This window comes from Nodularia chucula CCY0103 (assembly GCF_963923915.1).
Classification (GTDB): domain Bacteria; phylum Cyanobacteriota; class Cyanobacteriia; order Cyanobacteriales; family Nostocaceae; genus Nodularia; species Nodularia chucula.
In genome coordinates this window covers 15,457-36,048 of the sequence record NZ_CAWUOL010000048.1, presented here as the reverse complement: position 1 = coordinate 36,048, position 20,592 = coordinate 15,457, and the positions used below count along the sequence as shown (strand labels likewise).

The window sequence follows — 20,592 nt, the reverse complement described above, 5'->3', positions numbered from 1 at the left end:
AATCTTTGCTTTTGTTCTTTATTATACCTTATTGTTTATATTAAGGATATGTCTATTTTGCAGAAACCAAAAGCAGGATTTTTGAGCAAATAATGGGTGAAAAGTCCTGATGCTGATAGTTTCTAAATCTCCTACGGTGTAAACATAAGTTGGTAAATTCTCATTTGTGTCATAGGACCCCAAGACCCCACCCGTAGCCCCTCCCCGCAAGCGAGGAGGGGAACTGGATTTACGGTGAAATTGGGTTTTTAGGGCTGGAAACCCTTTTTGGCTGAGGATGTGTGTAAACGGTGGACTAAATAATCCAAGTGTGGGGGACTTTGAAAATTTTTTGTTTAATAATGAGTTCCGGTTTTTCTTTGATGGACTGCGGTGACACCATCTTTATTTAATACTTTGCCATTATCTACGGTGGCATAAACCAGCCAATGATCACCTGATTCTAACCGACCTTGTACGGAACATTCTAAATATGCTAAGGCTTCAGTGAGTATGGGAGAACCACTTGCAGATTCTTCCGCCGGGATATCACCAAAGCGGTCTTCTCCTGGGCCAAAGGGTTTGAGGAAGTGTTTCATTAAGCCGATATGCTGGCCTTCTGGGAGAATATTCAGAACAAATTGATTTCCGGAGTGCATGAGGGTTTCTAAAGCTCGGTCTTTAGCTACGGCTATGGTTAAACCAGGAGGGTTAAAGCTGGCTTGAGATACCCAAGAGGCTAACATGGCGCTGGATATATCACCTTCTTTGGCTGTAACGACGCATAGAGAACCGACGATGCGCCCAACTGCTTGTTCTACATTTGTGGCTGGTTGGCTGACAGCACGTACTTTTTTCGCTTTTTTCAAGGCTTGGGCGAAATCGGTTCCAGCTTCTTCACACAATTGTAAGGTGACATCATCGGGTTTGAATTTGACTCGAATGGCATCAAAACCGAATCTGTAACCCGCGTCTTTGAGTTTGTTTTCAATTAAATCTACGGCTTCACCACTCCAGCCAAAGGAACCAAATACACCAGCGAGTTTATTGTTGGTGGCGGTGGAGAGGACAATTCCTAATGCTGTTTGCACTGGTGTGGGTGCGTGACCGCCCAGGGTGGGTGAACCAATGATGAAACCGGCGGATTTTTCTACAGCTTTCTGGATTTCTTCTGGTTCTGTAAATTCACAGTTAATTGATTCTACTGCTACGCCTGCTTTAGTAATACCACGTGCGATCGCCTGGGCTAATGTTGCAGTATTTCCATAGGCTGAAGCATAAATCAATGCTACTGTCAAGTCAGCCGAGGCTTGTTGTTGAATCCATTGTCTATAGGCTTTCGTCAGTTCAATTAAGCCATAACGGACTATGGGGCCATGTCCGGTAGCATACATTCTCGTGGGTAAATCAGCCAGTTTATCTAAAGCTGTTTCCACTTGACGGGCATGGGGAGCCATCAGACAATCAAAATAATAGCGTCGGTCTTCGTTGATGCTTTCCCAACCTTCATCAAATACCTGATCACCGCAAATATGCGCCCCAAATAGCTTATCTGAGTAGAGAATTTCTGTTTGTGGGTCGTATGTGCAGAGTTGATCTGCATAACGGGGGTTAGGGGTGGGAATGAATTGTAAATCGTGACCTTTACCTAAGTTGAGGGTTTCTTCCCCTCGCATGATGGTAATTGGTAAATCCTGATTTTCTAAGGTAGTGCGTAAATTTTTCGCCCCAGGATTAGAACAGACAAAGGTAATCTGTGGCGCTAGTTCTAATAAGGCTTTGATAGTAGCAGCGCGGTTGGGGTTAACGTGACCCAGAATGACATAATCAATGGTGGTTAAATCAAACCGTTGCTGCAAGGCTTCCAGGTAAATTTGGCTAAATGTTTCTCCTGGAGGGTCAATTAAAGCAATTTTATCACCTTGAATTATATAAGAATTGGCGGTTGTACCTTTGGCTAGGGCATATTCAATTTCAAATCTCAGTCTTGACCAACTGCGCGATCGCAATATTATTGTATCTGTGCCAATAGGGAGAACCTGAACATCACGGGGTTTATTTTCTGACATAGCTTTTTTGGGGATTGGGTACTGGGGGTTAGGTACTGGGGACTGGGAACTGGAAAAAAACTTCTCCCCTGCTCCCTGCTCCCTGCTCCCCTGCTCTCTTAATAATGGTTTCCGACTTTACGATGATGCACTGCTGTGAGTGCTTCTGGCTTAGATACTCGTCCTTCGTAAACGTTGCTATATACTGCCCAGTGGTCGCCACAGTCCATTCTACTTACAACTTCACACTCTATGTAGGCTAAGGCATCGGTGAGGATGGGAGCGCCGTTTTGGGCTGGCTGGGTTCTCACACCTTCAAAGCGATCTGCACCAGGGGCGAACCGTTTTAAGAAGTGTCTCATCAGTGTTTGGTAATTACCTTCTTCCAGGACGTTGAGGACAAAGCGATCGCCTACTTGCATCAGTGATTCAATTGCTCTATCCTTAGCAACTGCAATGGATAATCCTAGCGGTTTGAAGCTGGCTTGAGAAACCCAGGAGGCTAACATCGCACTGGATACGTCGCCTTTTTTGGCGGTAATAATATACAATCCACCACTGATTCTACCCAGGGCTTTGTCTAAGTCTGCACCCAGGGATTTCATGGCTTTGATGCTGCGATCGCGTGTTACCCATTGACCCAAATCTGTACCCGCTTCTTCACACAGTTGGTAAGTGTTTTCTCTGGGGGTTTCTTTAATCCGAATGGCTGGGAAAACTGTTGTTAAACCCAAGTTGCGGAATTTATTCAACAGAGGATCTATCGGTTCATCATCGCCTCCGCCTGTTTCAAATATCCCTATAGCTTGTTTTTCCTTAACAGATCCGATAATAGTGCTGAGGGCTGTTTGGATATTGGTGGAACTTCCCGCAGGTGATATACCTAAAACTATTCCCGTACACCTACCTACTAATTCCCTGAGTTCTTGTAAATCGATTCCTGACCCCAAATCGACAATTTCCACCGCCACATCAGTTTTACTAATCCCTTTGGCTATGGCTTGGGCGAGGCGATCGCTATACCCATATTCAGAAACGTAAAATATGCCAATGGCTGTTTCTGCTTTACTTTGGCTGTGGCTCCAAGTGCGGTAACGTCCGGTTAATTCTTCCACATTGTGGGATAATAAGGGGCCATGACCAGTGGCAATCATGTCAATGGTTTTCAGTTCAGCCATCCGCTTCAGGGCAGACAAAACCGATCTAGCATTTGGCCCCATTAAGCATTCGTAGTAATATTTAAAGTCTGCTTCAATGGCTGCTAAATCTTCATCAAAGGTGCTATCTGAGCAATAATGCAGCCCAAAAGCATCGCAGGTGTAAAGAATTTTGGTTTTGTGGTCAAAGCTAAATATAGTATCCGGCCAGTGTAAATTAGGAGCAATTACAAATTCAAATTCGTGACCATTGCCTAAATCTAGGCGATCGCCATTTTTGACAATTTGGCGTTTAAATGGCTGATGAACTAAATTTTCTAGAAACTGAATTGCTACCTTAGAACCCACAACAGTGATATCTGGAGCTTTTTGCAGCAAATCTTTGACTAAACCGCTATGGTCTGGCTCCGTGTGGCTGATAATCAGATAATCAATATCTGTAGGATTAATTATGCCTGTGAGAGTATCAAAATATAGCTGGCGAAACTTTTCGTGAGAAGTGTCAACTAAAGCAGTTTGCTCACCGCGAATCAGAAACGAGTTATAAGTAGTACCATTTTGTAACCCGAACTCAATATCAAAGCGATCGCGATCCCAGTCTAAAGAACGAATTGCTATAGTTTCTTGAGCAATTTCCACAGTCTCTATGGTCAGCCGTTTTTCTGTTCTTTCGGTGAGTGCTACCATAGTTGGCCTCCTTAACGCAATGAGTATATTTTCCTCTTCTCTTATTGTGACACGCCTTGATTATTAAGTTTTATTAAAAAACCTATAACTAACTTAAGAAAACTAAAACTGTGAACCCATTCAGAAGCACAGAGAATCTATGGTTAGCTTTGGAAATTGGTAACACCCGAATGCACTGGGGTTTATTTTCCGGTGATACTCTCCACAGCACTTGGGACACTGACCATTTTTCTGCTTCTTTAACACAAAAAGTGGCTAAATGTCAATCAATTGCTGAATTAGCAGAAATTTTTCCTCCCAGTTCTACCATTAGGGAAATCAGCGACAAGAACTCACCCCATCCGCCGATTTTTTTAGCCTCTGTGGTTCCCCAGCAAACTGCACTTTGGCAAAATCACCTTCTTATCCGCGTCATTACCTTAACGGAAATCCCCCTATTAAATATTTATCCCACCTTGGGAATTGACAGGGCTTTGGCTTTGTGGGGGGCTGGCAAAACTTGGGGTTTTCCTATGCTAGTCATTGATGCGGGAACTGCAATCACTTTTACAGGTGCAGATGGTAATCAGTCTTTAGTGGGAGGTGCAATTTTGCCAGGACTGGGTTTACAATTTAGTATTCTAGGTGAAAAAACCGGACAATTACCACAGCTAGAAACAGAAATTATCTCTTTACCGCCACATTTTGCCTTGAATACCACAGCAGCAATTCAAAGCGGAATTATCTACACTTTGTTAGCTGGAATTAAAGATTTTATTACCACCTGGAGAGAATTATTTCCTGAAGGCAAAATCGTGATTAAAGGTGGCGATCGCATCTTAATATTTAACCATCTCCAACAGCAATTCCCCGAAATAGCCGCTCATTTAATCGTTGAACCAAACTTAACCTTTTGGGGAATGAGAGAAATTATCAAAATTCTCCCCTAGAAATTAGCCTTTATCGGCGGTTGTATTCTTCCAATCTGCCTAAATTACAACTTCTCAAAAATTTGTTTTCTCCAAAAAATCAAGAATAGCTGCACTCACAACCTGAGAGGAACCTATAGAAGCATCATGATAACAGTCCTTGATAATTTTCAAATGAGATAACGGGATAGATTTATGTAGCCTTTCCCCATGACTAGCGGGAAACCAACTATCTTTATCTCCCCACATAATTAGTGTCGGAGACTGAATAGCACCGAGATTATTTTGAATTGTACTCAGCATATTCGGTTGATTCAATTCGTAATTCTTAATTTCTGCGGCTGCTAGTTGTAAATCTTCAGCCACTTTTAGAATAGTTCCCGGAAACTCAATAAATGGATAAGTTATCCAATAAACATCTTCCTCTGTAAGAATTGTAGGATTGAATAGCACCCTACGCCTTTCCATCGCCATAACTTCTCGGAATAGAGGTGCAAATAAAAATGATAAACGTAAATCATCAACTGTTTGTAATAATTCTCTAGGAGTTTGAGATAATATCCACATTGACCAATGGGGTAAACGGTCAGCAAAAATAGGAACATTGATAACTATTAACCGTGCGATTAATTCCGGTTTTTGTTGAGCTAGAGCTAAAGCGACTAAACCACCTAAAGATTCCGCTATAATTACAGCAGGTTCTACACATAATGCCTGAAGAATGCGTTCTAATTCAATAACTTGATGCCCATTTTTCTCCCTACGAAACCCTGGCTTTTCCGAGAAACCATATCCTTTAGCATCAAAACAAATCACCCGAAAATATTTAGATAAAGGAGCGATACAATTCCGCCAATTGTAACTCCAACTACCCATACCATGTAATAATACTAAAGGTTTACCAGTACCAACTTCACCATAAGCAATTTGTACAGGATAACCATCGCCATCACTAATAATTAAACTTTGCCTACCTTGAGGAAAATTAGACTGCCACCAATCTTTCATATCATTAATAATAGTTATTATCTATGTACAAAACTATCTGCGTTTATCTGCGTCCATCTGCGTTTAATTGTTACTGATTGCACCACACTTAAATGAGAATTGCTATGATTTTTTTCTTATATGTAACTGGAAATATTCTTCTAATAGCTTGATATTATAATCATTAGCTACCCAAATAAAATCAAATAAGTCTCCTAGAACTGGAATGCTACCTACCAAACCATCGATAATCACATTCACAACCATTTTTCTTAAAATAGCTTTAGGTACACCTAGTCTAGCCGCTTCAATAATGATATAGCTAGAAAGAACTATTCCTAAAATATCGCCCCCCACTGGGATAAATCCCACAAGAGGATCTAAACCAATGTGAATTGGTGTTCCAGGAATGGTGACAACTTTATCTAGGATGCGACTGAGTTGTTTTAAGCGCTTAAAAGTCAGTGCTTCAGCTTCAGAATTAAACTGAGAAAATCGGGGATATGAATCAGGCATAGGTTCGCTGATTTGAATTTTTATTGCTCGTCCATTTTTGAGTGAATCCGTTCACCCACAGTTACATTTAATTGATCGCCAATTAGCATCACTGTTGCACTCATCCATAGCCACAACATTAAAACTATCACAGCACCCACAGCCCCATACACCTTGTTGTAGTTACCGAAATTTGCTACATAAGTCCGAAATAAACCAGAGAGAATTGCCCAGGAAACAGCCGCTAGTATAGCACCCGGTATCATCGGTGTACCAGAGTTCCAACTACTCGGACCATAGCGGTAAACAAAGCTAAAAGCAGTAGCAATAATACCTAGTGCCAAAGGCCAGATTAACAATTGCCAAAGATGCAGTAAGAAAATAAAATAACTACTTTCATTAACTATTATTCCCAATACTTTGTCGCTGATAAATACCAAGAAAGAAGCAAGGACAAATAATAAAATAGTGGCGACAGTTAATCCCAGGGAAACCAGTTTGGATTTCCAAAAAGGACGCTGTTTCTCAGCCGGGATTTGATGAATTTGGTCAAAAGCATTCATGGCGGTGCTGATAGCCCCAGAAGCAGTCCAAATCGCCAGCAGAAAGCTGAGAGAAAATAATCCACCATTTCTGGATTGGGTTATTTCTGTGGTGGTAAAATCACGCACCAAATCTAAGACTTCTTTGGGTGCAACTTGACTGAGTTCAGCTGCTATCTGTCTGAAAGTATCTTGTAAGGAATCTTCAAATAAGCCAATGGCTGTTACTAGCGCGAGAATTGCAGGAAACAACGATAACATGGCATTAAAGGCAATTTCTGAGCCTAGCCCCAAAAGTCGCCTTTCCATTGTCCTACTCAAAGTATTTTTGAGGATGTCCCAATTGAGATGGCGGAAGAAACTGATAAAACGAGTTTTACGCATAACTAAAATTACGGCTGATGCACCAATTCCATAGAGAAAAACTTACTGGAGGTCATTTTTGTAAGTTTTTTCTCTGATAAAAATTAGCGAGATTTGGTCAGATTTTACTCTGGTGGTTGTGCCAGTGATTCTACCGTAAGTTTGAGTATTGCGCTACTTTCTGATTCGGTTCCTGGTTGCCACTGGATGCGATCGCTACTAATTTGCTGCTGTGATTCTAAATATTCTATGATGGCTTGCGATCGCCTGGGGCTAATTTCCGCTAACTCATCTTCTTGCTGATTCACAGTTATTGTCAAAAATAAATTTGGCTGTTCCTGCAAAACTTGGCCAGCAGCGTCTAACAACTCCCTATCCTCGGAAGTAATTTCTGACTCCTCACTCTCAAAAGATATAACTCCCACATCAGTAGAGATTCTTTGCAGATTCACACCAGCCGATGGATAATTAAGACGGCCTCTAATACTATCAGCCACTAGAGTTTTAGCATCGCCATCAATCTCACGTTCACTCAAATACACCAACCGGATATTTAAAGGTGCAACTGGGTTACTAATCAATTCATAACTAATCATTGTTGCTGGTGGCGGAAGTCTGACATCACGCAACGCAGATTGCACTTCTTCCACAAAATTTGATTGTAATTCCGCAATCGTTAAAACACGTTCAACAGGTTTTTCCCTGGGTACTGGGCGCAAAAGTTCATTTGATGCAGTGGGAATTTCCACTAACTTTAAGGCTAATAACTCCGGAGGTTTTCCCAAGCGAGGGGCTAACATCTCAATATATTGATCTCTTTCCTCAGATGAATATTGCTGACTGGTAAACACCTGTAATTGCACTGTCAGCTTTTTGTTTTGCTCTGCTACAGAGATAGTACTAATAAAAGAACGTGGTTCACCATTGGGAAAAGAAGCAAAATTTTTCTGCCATACATCCGTAGCTGAATTACGGTTACGATTATCTTGTTGTTGTATGGCGATTTCTCTTCCTAATTGACTTAAAGAACGATTGAGAGGAAAAAGAATTGCAGCAATCGTAATCAAAATTAATAAAAATCTCCCAGGTAACGAGCCAATTTTTCTAATTTTGCCATAAGCCGGTAATTTTTCTAATAATGCCTGAACCCAGATACTCTCTGGATGGGTTTGTCGCCATTCCCTCACCTTTGCTCTCACCAAATCATTATCAATATGCAGCCCCAGAAACACCAACATAGCGGTGAAGGTAATCGCCACCAAATTGGTGAAAAAAAGTAACCCACCACCACCAGCCACCCGTATTCCTTGATTTATATTGACGGTGATAGCTATGCCGATACCATATCCCACAACGCACAATGGTGGCATTAAAGCAACTGCGATCGCAACACCAGGAATAGAAGTCGCCATCCCTTTAGGTTCTTTACAAATAGCCACTGAACCCACAGCACCAGAAAACAGGGCTACTACTAAATCCAAAATATTCGGTCGAGTCCTAGCTAAAATCTCACTGGTAATTTCCTTAAATGGTAGCAATGTCACCAATAACACAGCAAAGGAAATAGCCACAAAACAACTCAAAAGCAAATTCAGCAGGGCGCGCATGGCTAAAATTACGTCACCCGCAGCTAAAGCCAGTCCATTGGCTAAAATTCCCCCCATCAAAGGAGAAATTAACATTGCACCAATAATCACAGCTGGACTATTCAGAACTAGTCCCAGGGTAGCAATACCAGCTGCAAACAGAACTTGAATCCAATAACTAGCATCATCCAGGCTGAGTGAACTGCATATATCTAGGTATACTTGCTCTTTACGAGCTTGACCCACGCCTAAATTATTAGCAAACCAGTTTCTAAACATATCAAATTCCTAATATGACTGTTGGAAAATAATTATCTCATTACCAACAACTGGGTTACGTGCTATCAGTCTATTTTGGGAATCAATGATTTCTAAATGACTAAAATCCAGTTCTTGAGAGCGTTGTAAGATTTCCGTAGCTAGTTCCTGTTGTTCCGATGCTGGGAGAGTGTACCAATCATCATTAATTTCCACAGTTAAACTACTACTACGGAAGTTAGCTTGTATTGATTCTATTAAACCAGATGCGAAGCGATCGCTAATTTCCGCCACTTGATTTTCAATAGCTGCAATTAAAGATTCTTCCGGTGTCAATGTTAAAATCGGTTCCGGTGTGGGTTCTGGTATCGGTTCCGGTATCGGTTCCGGTATCGGTTCTAGTATCGGTTCCGGTACTGTTAACTCTGGGGGAATAGTAATCGTTGGTGAAGGTGGTGAAATTTCCTCACGAAGGGGAACAATAGCTACCTCCGTCGGTTTTTGAGTTAAAACAGTAGCCGTTGTCCAAACTATTGCCACAGTAATCACACTTAAAATACCAGTTAAAACCCTATCCGACAAATTATTAGAAACATTTGAGGGTAAAAACAACCGGACTTGTCTTAAAAACCTATTCCATTGTGTGTCTACACCTTGCCAAAAAGTAGGTGTTTCTTCAGTACCTTCTGCTGGGGGAGTCTCTAGTTGAACTACCGCCGTTTCCAAAAGTCCCATCGTCCCTCTAAGAACTTGGATAACCTTAACCTTCCAAAACGGTAGTTGAGGAGATTGATTTCCTGAAGGGGGACGAGAAGAACCTGGTTGTGGATTTTGATTGTCTTGTGACATAAAACTTCTTTTTAAAGCAGCGACTCAAAGACAAATAACTGGCATTATAAATGCTGCTTTCTGCTTTGCCTTAATGTATCACTTCATTACTCATGGTTTCTTCAGCTAAACTGGCTAAATATTGAGTTAAGTAAGTTTATGAACCTGAAACGCCGTCAATTCTTATTTTTAGGTAGTCTTGGGACTATGGGGACAGGACTTGTGGGCTGGAAACTAGCTCATCAACAACATCAAATTTCTAATATTGCCAATTCATCAGTGATAGCTGCCACCCCACCCAAAAACAAGTTGCTATTGCGTTTTACCTCCGTTGCAGACACAGGAACAGGCGCTAAAGGTCAATATGCTGTAGCTGGGGCGATGAATTATTATCAACAGAAAAATCCCTATGATTTAGTGGTTTTAGCTGGTGATAACATTTACAATGACGGCGAAATAGAAAAAATCGGTGCAGTTTTTGAACGTCCCTATGAAAAACTATTAACCCAAGGTGTCAAATTCCATGCTTGTTTAGGTAATCACGATATTCGTACCGAAAACGGCAGTCCGCAAATCAAATATCCCGGCTTTAATATGACAGGACGTTATTACACATTTCGCCGTGATGCTGTCCAGTTTTTTGCTTTGGATACTAACAGAAATGCTGATTGGGAAAATCAAGTCATTTGGTTAGAGCAAGAATTAAGCCGCAGTGATGCACCATGGAAAGTAGTATTTGGTCATGATCCATTTTATTCATCAGGTCACTATGGAGTTAGTCAAACATTAATTAAACGCTTCACACCTCTGTTTAAACAGTACAATGTGCAACTTTATATTAATGGTCACGACCACCATTATGAACGTACTGGTAATATTGATGGCACAACTTATTTAACCACTGGTAGTGGTGCTGGTGTGCGTCCTGTCGGGCGTTCTCGGTGGACAGAACACTCTGCTGAAAGACTTGCCTTTGCTGCTTATAGTGTCTATCCAGATAGAATAGAAGTCCAGGCTATGGGTACTGATAAACAGATTTTTGATCAGGGTGTAATTAACTTGAAATCTGTTTAATCGCGGTTTTATAACTGGGGACTTGGGACTGGGGATTAGGTACTAGAGATTGGGGACTTTTCCCCCCTGCACCCTGCCCCCTGCACCCCTGCCTCTTCCACACTCCCCACACTTCCCTACTCCCTACTCCCTACTCCCTCATTCATTAATTAATAATTAGCTTGGATAAAATCCCGAATATCTCTAGCTACAATTCCTGCACAAGTACCAGGTAAATCATTACCAGCGTGAGCAATTATTTTTAACTCTACTTGAGGTAATAGTTGAGTATAGGTTTGAGTTTTCACAACCGCATCTAATAAATCTTGACCTCCTTGTAAAATTAAAACTGGAACTTGCATCAAGTGCAATTTTTGATGAAGTAATTCTGCTTCAATTTCTGGCTGTCGCCGTTGGAATAACAACTCACAGCCTATGGGATTTTTTAATAATGTCTGACGTAAACTCATATCTTGATCGATTTTTTCTTTCAAACCCTCAATTTTATTTAAGGGTCGAAATAGTTTAACGATTTGAGATAAAACAGGTGGATTGCTCACTAATTTTTGCATTTTCCGCCTATATTTTTCTTGTCCTTCTACACCGACACCTTCTGGGGCTAATAACACTAAACCATAGACTTTTTCTGGATACTTTAAAGCATAACTAGCAGCAATCCAAGCACCCAAAGAATAGCCTACTAAATAGACTTTTTCTAGTTTCAAAGATTCGATAAACTCAGCTATACAGTCCACCTGTAAATCAATGGAGTAATGAAGATTAGGACTGTCTGAATCACCAAAACCTAATAAATCTGGTGAAAAACAATGGAAATTTTCCGAGAGTGACTCAACAACTGATACCCATTGACTGCTATCGTTCCAAGCACCATGTAAAAAAATTACTGGAATGCCTTCACCAGCTTCGCGCCAAAATAATAGCCCTTGAGTGAGTTTTCTCCGGGAGTTACGGAATAGGGTATCCATTTTAATTTACATTTAAATCTCAAATTAAAGATAGTTTTATGCCAGTGTTGTCAAGCCTTTTAAATAGTCTTGTAACTGCCGAGTGTGGTCATGAGACATTTTTCCTAGAGGTAAGGAATCAGGAGAAAAAGCCTGGACTTCTATAGCCTCTAAAGTATCTTGAACCTCCATTTTTCCTGTAACTTCTGCTTCTACCACTACACAAATTGAATGAATACGAGGATCTCGGTCAGGTGCTGAATAGACTCCCACTAGACGGGTAATTTTGACTAACTCTAGTCCAGTTTCTTCTATTAATTCTCGATGGACTGTTGTAGGAATATCTTCTCCCCAATCAACCATCCCACCCGGTAATGCCCAGCAGCCATCATCGCGTCTTTTAATCAGGACAATGCGACCATCTGGTAATAATGGAATGATACTAGCACCAGTAATGGGATGACGGAAAATAATACCCAGTACTGTTTGTCCTACACGCCATAAGTTACGTGTGGACTGGATAACTGTTCCAAAAAAAAGCAAGAACATTCAAACTTAAATGGTATGTTGTGTTTTCTCATTTCTTACAATTTACATAAAACCCATTATTGAGTTTATTCTTGTGTAACACAAAGGTGCTAATACTTGATGGTTTTATTTTAGGTATTTTGTATAGTATATCAATCTTCTTATTTGTTGCCTGAAAAGGTACAAATTTTCAGTATTTATTTATACAGTTTTTGGGAGGTAATTTTCTGGTGAGGATAAAATACTCACTAGTTCATGTCTCCCAGTCCCAAAAGTAAATAGATGCTGACTAATAACCTGATAAGGTCATTTGTCTGATCACAAATCAGCAATATTTGAGGACGGAAGAAAAAATTAGTTAGGATTGACATAAATCAATAAAATACGATAGACTAGTATACTGTTAAAAGTATGTGGATAATTAAGCTAGGGTAAAAGTATATCAATATTGCTTATGTAATCCCTAGTTACGCTTTTTTGTTGTTTATTAAATGAGGTGAACATGGCCAAGCGCCGTAACCCGAAAAAAGAAAAGGCGCTACGGAACCAGGCGTATGCCAGAAAGTTTCGTAAACGAACTACTACAGGCAGAATGCAGAGAAGGTTCCAACAAAGACCTCCGAAGAGTGAGGAAGAAGAAGGCGCAGCAGCTGCTGATACTGACTAAGCCGTCTCAAAAAATCCTTATTATTTAAGTTTTAGGGCGTACATATATTATGTACGCCTTTGTTTGTTAGATCCGAATCAGATCAGGAGAAAAACAATTTTGGTAATTATGATGCTGTTATTTGAGTGCGGGCTGTAGCAATTGCCTGATTTACCTGTGTAAAACCTGTACCACCGTAACTGTTGCGGGCGGCGACAACTTGGCGTGGGGATATTGCTTCATAAATATCTGTGTTAAATGCTGGGTGCAATTCTTGCCATTCTTCTAAGGTTAAATCTTTTAAAAGTTTACCTGCGGCAATACTGGTTTTTACTACTTTGCCTACGAGATTGTAGGCTTCCCGGAAGGGTACACCTTTAGTGGCGAGATAATCTGCTACATCGGTGGCGTTAGAAAAGTCTTCTGCAACTGCTGCTGCTAAACGTTGAGTCTGAAATTCTAAGCCTTCTTGCAATAGGATTGTCATTGCTTGTAATGAAGCTTTGATGGTGTTAACGCTATCAAATAAGCCTTCTTTATCTTCCTGTAGGTCTTTGTTATATGCCAGGGGTAGTCCTTTCATGATCACTAGCATGGCTTGAAGATGACCAAAGACTCGCCCGGTTTTTCCCCTGACTAGTTCTGGTACGTCGGGGTTTTTCTTTTGGGGCATAATGCTGGAACCTGTAGCACAGCTATCTTTGAGGGTAACAAAACGAAATTCTTCAGATGCCCAGAGAATGATTTCTTCCGAGAGACGGCTGAGGTGAACCATAATCAAACTGGCAGCACAGAGAAATTCAATGGCAAAGTCCCGATCGCTGACTCCATCTAAGCTATTAGCATAAATACTGTCAAATTGCAATAGTTCGGCGGTGTAATGTCTGTCAATTGGGAAAGTTGTTCCCGCCAATGCACCACAACCCAAAGGGGAAATATTGACGCGACTAGCAACATCTCCCAGGCGTTCCCAGTCCCGTTGTGCCATTTGGAAATATGCCAATAGGTGATGAGCTAAACTCACGGGTTGGGCGCGTTGTAGGTGAGTGTAACCAGGAATGAGAGTTTCTACGTTTTTTTCGGCGATATTTAGGAGGACACTTTGAAATTCCCGCAATTGGCTACGAATTTGTTTAATTTCATGGCGTAGATAAAGTCGGGTATCAGTACCTACTTGGTCATTACGCGATCGCGCGGTATGCAGTTTTTTACCGACATCACCAACAATTTCCGTTAATCGCCGTTCCACAGCAAAATGTACATCTTCCGCATCAATCCCCGGCTGAAATTGGCCTTGGCGATATTCTTGGCGAATTTGTTCTAAACCCGCCACTAGTTTTTCGCCCTCCGTTGGGGAAATAATCCCAGTGTGAGCCAACATTTTGGCGTGAGCTTGAGAACCAGTCAGGTCATATTCGATTAATGCAATATCAAAACCTATACTGGCATTAAAACGGGCGATCGCCGGATGCAACGCTGATTCAAATCTCTGACTCCAAGTTTGCTCTTTAGTCATAAATAATTAGGGAAGTAGGGAATAGGAAATTGTGCTTGAGGAATAACAAGAGGAATTTATCACTTTTTCATCTCTGTTCCTAGCCCTAACTTCCTATCCATTTCAACCGAAACTGGTGAGACTCCGCAGAAAATAGCCAATGATTATACCAATCAAAAATGCCCAGATTTGACCTGTGAGGACAAAGTTGTTCCAAGCCTGTTGCATTTGACCTAACAAATCTGGGTCATTCACATATTGAGCCAACACGGTAACATTTACTGGTAGATGCCAAACTAACTGAGATATTACACCGCTAAAGTAATTCATAACTTGGTAAATTTTGGGTGATGCAGGGCAATTTTTGATAGCCGGTTATTTGTGTTTGCCTGATAAACACTGAACTGACTAACTCTTGAACCACTAAGTATAACTTAACTGTAACCACTTAAGATCCAGAAGATATTAAGCGTAATTTCTCAGCTGTTCGCAAAATTTGCCCAGCTAAAACAGCCGCACCAAACCCATTATCAATATTCACCACACCCACACCAGACGCACAAGAGTTAAGCATTGTCAATAGGGGAGCTAAACCGCCAAAACTTGCACCATAACCGATACTGGTGGGGACTGCAATCACGGGACAATCTGCCAAACCTGCTACAACGCTGGGTAAAGCGCCTTCCATTCCCGCCACAACAATCAGTACCGATGATGATGAAATCACATCAAGATTATTGAGTAAGCGGTGAATCCCCGCAACACCCACATCCCAAAGACGCTGTACACGAAAGCCAGAAAGTTCTGCTGTCACAGCTGCTTCTTCTGCTACAGCCAAATCCGCAGTACCAGCCGAGAGAATACCGATTAACCCGGCCATTTTAGGTTCGATGGTAGGGGGAGAAATGGCACAAATGCGCGCCAATTCGTAATATCGTAAATCTCTAATCTTTGGTTGCAGTGCAGTATAAATTGCTGGTTCAATGCGAGTTGCCATCACTACTGAGTTTCGTAAGCGCATCACCCGCATAATTTCTACAATTTGTTCGGGAGTTTTACCTGGCCCCCAAATCACTTCAGGAAAACCAGTTCTCAGTTCACGGTGGTGGTCAATTTTGGCAAATTCACCCACAGATTCATAGCTCAAATCTTTGAGTGAGTTAAAGGCCATATCTGGGGTAACTTTACCATTGGCAACCTCTTGGAGGAGCGATCGCAAAGCTTCAGGTTGAGTCACAGTAATTTTAGATGAGGGGATGGAGATATGAGGAAAAGGAGAAAATAGAGCGGCATATTTGTCTACTGGATAATGTTAATTTCATGAATGTTCCAGAATGGACCTCCCAAAACTGAGTATTTGATATTCACAAATTTATTCCGCACTGCTGATAATGAGTAGGGATTAACCAAGTAAATCAATGGTAAATTTTCCTGGGTAATCTTCTGAGTTTCGGCATAAATTTCTTTTCGCTTGGCTACGTCTAATTCCCTGGCGGCTTGAATGTAAAGTTCACCAATTCTGGCCTCCCAAGGAGCGACTTCCCAGCCTTCTATGGGCTTTTGTCCCGCTTGAGGTTTTTGATTAAACATATGTAATCCACCTTCAGGCGACCACAGATTAACCCCACTATTCGGTTCTAAACCGCCACTAAATCCTAATATAGAAGCATCCCAGTCCAGAGTATTACTCAATTTATCTGTGTAAGTATTCCATGCCAAAGGCGTGAAATCGACTTGCATCCCGATTTTGCCTAAATCTTGTCTAATTTGCGCTCCCATTGCTTCGCGGATTCTGTTACCAGCATTTGTCAGTAAAGTGAAGCGAACGCGATTTCCTTCGGCATCTAATAGTTGCCCTTGGGCATTATATTTAAATCCAGCTTTTCTGAGCAATTCCTTAGCTTTTTCGGGATTATAGTCGTAGGTTTTTAGTCCTTCTTCAGGTGCAAGATAAAAGGGACTCTGGATAGTAATTGGTGAATTTTGAGTTTGACCCAAGCCGCGAAAAGTATTATTAATCATCGTTTGGCGGTCAATAGCATAAGCTACAGCCTGCCTAAATTCCACTGTATTGAACCAACGTGACTTTGCTGGATCTACTAGCGGTTTGCCATCTCTTCTCCCTTTGTTGAGATTAAAAAAAACAAACGTTGTCCCAGTAGCTGGTCCACCGTTATAAATTGTGAAATTACCCTGTTTTTCTTGCTTTTTTAACAACGAAAAATAATCTGGTGTAACTGCTACAGTATCTAAACTACCAGAACGAAATTGTAGCAATGAGGTATCTGTGGATTCAACAATTGGCCATACTATTCGTTCAATATAAGGTTGAGATTCTCCTTGTAGTCCTTTACGCCAATAATAGGGGTTGCGCTGGAAAATTACCCTTTGACTAGTGTCATAACCCTCTAGTTTGTAAGGGCCATTAACAATAATTTGATCGACAGGAGTATCAACGCCCCATTTTGACAGAAATATTGGCTTACCTTCTTGGTCTTTTGTCTTGATAGATTTTTCTAAAGCATGAGCAGGTAAAATTGGTAGTCCCAAAACTCCCAAAAATGGTGCAAATGGTTCTGAAGTTGTGAATTGAACTCGCCGATCATCGATTTTTTTAACATTAGGTAATGCCCGACTTTCACCAATTCTGAGAACATCTCTCGCATTTGTGGGAATCGCTTCATTTAAGTAAATTTCATTGTAGGTAAAAACTACATCATCTACTGTTAATGGTTGACCGTCTGACCATTTCAAATTCTCTCTTAGAGTAAATGTAAATCCCAAGTTATCATCGGCAGTTTCCCATGATTCTGCTAAGTTTGGCTCAATTTCAGCAGTTATCGGGTTTTCGGTGGTTAATCCCTCAAAAGTAATTCCAAAAATATTAGGAGATTCTGAACTGAGCGCATAGTTAAAGGTTTTAGGGTCACTGAGAATGCTGCTTACTAACTGTGGTACTTGAGCGGCTGTACTTTTAAAGTTAGATGGATTGCAAGCGGCAATTGTCATGGCTGTAAACGCAATTAGACTGATGAGCAACCAAGAACGTTTTGCTTGATTAGAGATTTTTTTATGTAATATCATCATAATTTCTCGTTTAGTTTGATTACCTAGACGTAAGCCAGTCAAACAATTTTAGATTTTAGATTTTGGATTTTGGGTTTTGGTTCGACCTCACAGATAAATCAGGGGGCTTGTACCATTAAGGAATTATTGGTCATAGCAGAATATCTGATCATTCAATAAATTGACTAATCACTAGCTACTAATAAAATCACCGCGTAAGCGCATATACCTTCTTCTCTACCAACAGGGCCTAATTTTTCGTTAGTGGTAGCTTTGATACCAATTTGATTTGGTGCTAATTCTAAAACAGTCGCTAACCGATCACGCATTTTTTCAATATGCGGTTTCAATTTGGGACGTTCTGCTACTACTACTGTGTCAATATTGCCTATCTGCCAACCTTGATTTTTAATTAGCTGATGTACTTGAGTTAATAGCACTAAACTATCCGCCCCTGCCCATTGAGGATCAGTGGGGGGAAAATAATGACCAATATCCCCCAGGGATAATGCCCCCAACATGGCATCCATAATGGCGTGGGTGAGTACATCAGCGTCACTATGCCCCAATAAACCCAATTCATGAGGAATTTGGATTCCTCCTAAAATTAAAGGGCGATCGCGCACTAATTTGTGAATATCGTAGCCGTTACCAATCCGAAGATTCATAGTCATTGGTCATTAGAAAATTACTACTCCCCACACTCCCCCCACTCCCTACTCCCTGCTCCCCATTCCCCTCTCCTCTTGCCATTTTCTCAGCAAATCGGGGCGGCGATCGCCTGTTCTTTTAATTTGTTGCTCATATCGCCATTTGGCAATTTCAGCATGATTTCCCGAAAGCAGGACATCAGGAACTTTCCAGCCCCGAAAATCTGCCGGGCGAGTGTATTGGGGATAATCTAGCAAGCCTTCCTCAAAACTTTCCGTCTTGAGAGATTCGACTTTGCCCACAGTTCCTGGTAGGAGCCTCACCACGCCATTAAGTAATGCCATTGAAGGAATTTCCCCACCAGTCAAAATAAAATCCCCTAAAGACACCTCACGAGTCACTAAATGCAGCACTCTGTCATCCACCCCCTCATAGTGACCGCAGATAACTACTAGTTGGTCATAATTTGTCGCCAATTCCTTTAACAAAGGTTGATTTATCCTTTCCCCTTGGGGACTCATTAAAATTATCTCTCTGCGGGGTAGAGTTGGTAGGGACTCCACAGCAGTAAAGATAGGTTCCGGCTTCATCAGCATCCCCACGCCACCGCCATAGGGTTCATCATCAGCTTTATGATGCTTATCAGTGGTAAAATCTCTGGGATTAACCAGATTAACTTGGGCAATCTGTTTAGCCAAGGCTTTAGCCAACAGCCCAGAAGTTAAAACAGAGGTAAAACAGTCGGGAAAAAGTGTAACTATATCAAAGCGCACAGTAATTCGTATTCGAGAACACTAATCTTAAATTTGAATGTCTAGCAAACACAATCAGTCAATGTAGGATAGAACTACAGATAAGTTTAATCAATAGTGACTAAAAGTACCAGAACTATTGATTTGAGGTAGAATCAAAAGTTTTTCTAATTACTTAATTTGTGTTTAAATATTGTCACAACTACATTTAAATTAATAATCTGACCAAGTTAACAACTTCGGTGGCTGCATAAGCCCAGCCTCAAAAAAAAGCGTGTTAAGACCTGATGAACTCCCATAGCAAAGGGAAAAAGAACACTTTTTTTAACGGGGAACCCCGCCAACACAAGTGTCATGTCTAGTCTCCCAAGCATTATTTTGCCAGTCTGGAAAAGTGTACAGGTGAAAAACAAGGTACTGGGTTTAAGCAACAGCCAAGGACACATGAATGTTAACGCTTCCTGTGTATCAGTCTACAAGTGCGAGGGGCAACTTAAACCCGAATGACACTAGGGACAGGTTAACCTTGAGCGAAGCCGAAAAATCAAACACAACAAGATTGATAGCTTCAGTGGCCATAGTCTATACCTGATTAAATTCACCTGAAGTTGTTGACAGGAGAAACATAATGCCGCAATTAAAAGCTAAATCGCTGGAAATGAGGACACCCCAAGCAACTAAAACCGCCGTTCTGGTTATCGGAGGCGCAGAAGATAAAGTTCATGGACGCGATATCCTGAGAACTTTTTTTGGTCGTGCTGGTGCTAGTAAGGCCTATATTACAATTATTCCATCTGCCTCCCGTGAACCCGCTATCATCGGTGGTAGATACATTCGCCTATTTGAAGAAATGGGTGCGGAAAAGGTCGAAATTTTAGACATCCGCGAACGGGAACAATGCGAAACGGCTCAAGTCAAAGAATCATTGGAATCCTGTACTGGGGTATTTCTCACCGGAGGCGACCAATTACGTCTTTGTGGTGTACTGTCAGATACGCCAGCAATGGAAATTATCCGTCAACGGGTGCGAGCCGGACAACTGACTCTAGCAGGTACTAGTGCTGGGGCTGCTGTCATGGGACATCACATGATTGCTGGTGGTGGTAGTGGTGAAACTCCCAATCGTTCCTTGGTCGATATGGCGACGGGTTTGGGCTTTATCCCGGAAGTGATTGTTGATCAGCACTTTCACAATCGTAATCGCATGGGTCGCCTGATTAGTGCGATCGCAGCTCATCCAGACCGTCTAGGTATCGGTATTGATGAAGATACCTGTGCCGTATTTGAACGTGATGGTTGGCTACAAGTTGTCGGTAAAGGCAGTGTCACCATTGTAGATCCCACAGAAGTTACCCATACCAATGAACCTCATGTAGGTGCTAATGAACCTCTAACCGTGCATAATTTACGACTGCACATCCTCAGTTATGGCGATCGCTACCACCTATATCAGCGCACAGTATTACCTGCTGTACATCGCATTTCTAGCTGAAGGAATAGAGTAACCCAAATTATCCCCACTGGGTTGAGATTAGTCACAATCTGTATTGAACGCTCATTTGGTTTCCGGCTGTAAAAAAATGATAAGGATACCATGA

General features: G+C 41.4%; 18 protein-coding genes. 3 read left to right on the top strand and 15 right to left on the bottom strand.

Going from position 1 to position 20,592, the window contains the following annotated elements; all coding sequences use genetic code 11:
- Positions 1 to 335: 335 nt before the first annotated feature.
- Together ACM0OP_RS14290 and ACM0OP_RS14285 are read right to left on the bottom strand one after the other, a co-directional pair.
- Positions 336 to 2,048: a diflavin flavoprotein gene (locus tag ACM0OP_RS14290; RefSeq protein WP_414529080.1), complete on the bottom strand. Its 1,713-nt coding sequence runs from the start codon at positions 2,046 to 2,048 to the stop codon at positions 336 to 338.
- A gap of 98 nt (positions 2,049 to 2,146) precedes the next feature.
- On the bottom strand, positions 2,147 to 3,871 hold the full coding sequence (locus ACM0OP_RS14285) for a diflavin flavoprotein (RefSeq protein ID WP_414529079.1): 1,725 nt from the start codon (positions 3,869 to 3,871) through the stop codon (positions 2,147 to 2,149).
- 170 nt (positions 3,872 to 4,041) lie between these two features.
- On the opposite strand from ACM0OP_RS14285, the gene ACM0OP_RS14280 reads away from it, so the two are divergent.
- Positions 4,042 to 4,800 carry a pantothenate kinase gene (locus tag ACM0OP_RS14280; RefSeq protein ID WP_414529085.1) on the top strand — a complete coding sequence of 253 codons (759 nt, stop codon included), beginning with the start codon at positions 4,042 to 4,044 and terminating at the stop codon, positions 4,798 to 4,800.
- 54 nt (positions 4,801 to 4,854) lie between these two features.
- On the opposite strand, the gene ACM0OP_RS14275 is transcribed toward ACM0OP_RS14280, so the two are convergent.
- The 5 genes from ACM0OP_RS14275 to ACM0OP_RS14255 form a co-directional block, all read right to left on the bottom strand.
- Positions 4,855 to 5,787 (bottom strand): alpha/beta fold hydrolase, encoded by a 933-nt coding sequence (locus ACM0OP_RS14275; protein ID WP_414529078.1) that lies wholly within the window; start codon positions 5,785 to 5,787, stop codon positions 4,855 to 4,857.
- Positions 5,788 to 5,889: 102 nt separating this feature from the next.
- Positions 5,890 to 6,282 carry a DUF4112 domain-containing protein gene (locus ACM0OP_RS14270; protein WP_414529077.1) on the bottom strand — a complete coding sequence of 131 codons (393 nt, stop codon included), beginning with the start codon at positions 6,280 to 6,282 and terminating at the stop codon, positions 5,890 to 5,892.
- 20 nt (positions 6,283 to 6,302) lie between these two features.
- Positions 6,303 to 7,187, bottom strand: coding sequence for a YihY/virulence factor BrkB family protein (locus tag ACM0OP_RS14265; protein WP_414529076.1), 885 nt, complete (start codon positions 7,185 to 7,187; stop codon positions 6,303 to 6,305).
- A 104-nt stretch (positions 7,188 to 7,291) separates the two neighbouring features.
- Entirely contained in the window at positions 7,292 to 9,031 is a 1,740-nt protein-coding gene (locus ACM0OP_RS14260) for a DUF389 domain-containing protein (protein WP_414529075.1), read from the bottom strand.
- A 9-nt stretch (positions 9,032 to 9,040) separates the two neighbouring features.
- Positions 9,041 to 9,859, bottom strand: a complete 819-nt coding sequence (locus tag ACM0OP_RS14255; protein WP_414529074.1) for a hypothetical protein — start codon at positions 9,857 to 9,859, stop codon at positions 9,041 to 9,043.
- A gap of 138 nt (positions 9,860 to 9,997) precedes the next feature.
- Between ACM0OP_RS14255 and ACM0OP_RS14250 the strand changes: the two genes are divergently transcribed.
- A complete protein-coding gene (locus ACM0OP_RS14250; RefSeq protein WP_414529073.1) occupies positions 9,998 to 10,912 on the top strand; it encodes a metallophosphoesterase in 915 nt (304 codons plus the stop codon).
- 149 nt (positions 10,913 to 11,061) lie between these two features.
- Here the strand turns inward: ACM0OP_RS14250 and ACM0OP_RS14245 are convergent, their stop codons facing one another.
- From ACM0OP_RS14245 to trmD, 8 genes are all read right to left on the bottom strand, one after another.
- Positions 11,062 to 11,877, bottom strand: coding sequence for an alpha/beta fold hydrolase (locus tag ACM0OP_RS14245; RefSeq protein ID WP_414529072.1), 816 nt, complete (start codon positions 11,875 to 11,877; stop codon positions 11,062 to 11,064).
- Positions 11,878 to 11,913: 36 nt separating this feature from the next.
- Positions 11,914 to 12,405, bottom strand: coding sequence for an NUDIX hydrolase (locus ACM0OP_RS14240; protein ID WP_414529071.1), 492 nt, complete (start codon positions 12,403 to 12,405; stop codon positions 11,914 to 11,916).
- Between the two features lie 752 nt (positions 12,406 to 13,157).
- On the bottom strand, positions 13,158 to 14,546 hold the full coding sequence (gene argH / locus ACM0OP_RS14235; RefSeq protein ID WP_414529070.1) for an argininosuccinate lyase: 1,389 nt from the start codon (positions 14,544 to 14,546) through the stop codon (positions 13,158 to 13,160).
- Positions 14,547 to 14,648: 102 nt separating this feature from the next.
- Positions 14,649 to 14,855 (bottom strand): hypothetical protein, encoded by a 207-nt coding sequence (locus ACM0OP_RS14230; protein WP_414529069.1) that lies wholly within the window; start codon positions 14,853 to 14,855, stop codon positions 14,649 to 14,651.
- A gap of 118 nt (positions 14,856 to 14,973) precedes the next feature.
- Complete coding sequence (gene larB, locus ACM0OP_RS14225; protein WP_414529068.1) at positions 14,974 to 15,762, bottom strand: nickel pincer cofactor biosynthesis protein LarB; 789 nt, start codon at positions 15,760 to 15,762, stop codon at positions 14,974 to 14,976.
- 62 nt (positions 15,763 to 15,824) lie between these two features.
- Positions 15,825 to 17,609 carry an ABC transporter substrate-binding protein gene (locus ACM0OP_RS14220; protein WP_414529084.1) on the bottom strand — a complete coding sequence of 595 codons (1,785 nt, stop codon included), beginning with the start codon at positions 17,607 to 17,609 and terminating at the stop codon, positions 15,825 to 15,827.
- Positions 17,610 to 17,776: 167 nt separating this feature from the next.
- Positions 17,777 to 18,265 carry a 2-C-methyl-D-erythritol 2,4-cyclodiphosphate synthase gene (gene ispF, locus ACM0OP_RS14215; protein WP_414529067.1) on the bottom strand — a complete coding sequence of 163 codons (489 nt, stop codon included), beginning with the start codon at positions 18,263 to 18,265 and terminating at the stop codon, positions 17,777 to 17,779.
- 42 nt (positions 18,266 to 18,307) lie between these two features.
- Positions 18,308 to 19,015 (bottom strand): tRNA (guanosine(37)-N1)-methyltransferase TrmD, encoded by a 708-nt coding sequence (gene trmD / locus ACM0OP_RS14210; RefSeq protein WP_414529066.1) that lies wholly within the window; start codon positions 19,013 to 19,015, stop codon positions 18,308 to 18,310.
- 607 nt (positions 19,016 to 19,622) lie between these two features.
- Here trmD and ACM0OP_RS14205 point away from each other — a divergent pair.
- On the top strand, positions 19,623 to 20,486 hold the full coding sequence (locus ACM0OP_RS14205) for a cyanophycinase (RefSeq protein ID WP_414529065.1): 864 nt from the start codon (positions 19,623 to 19,625) through the stop codon (positions 20,484 to 20,486).
- Positions 20,487 to 20,592 lie beyond the last annotated feature (106 nt).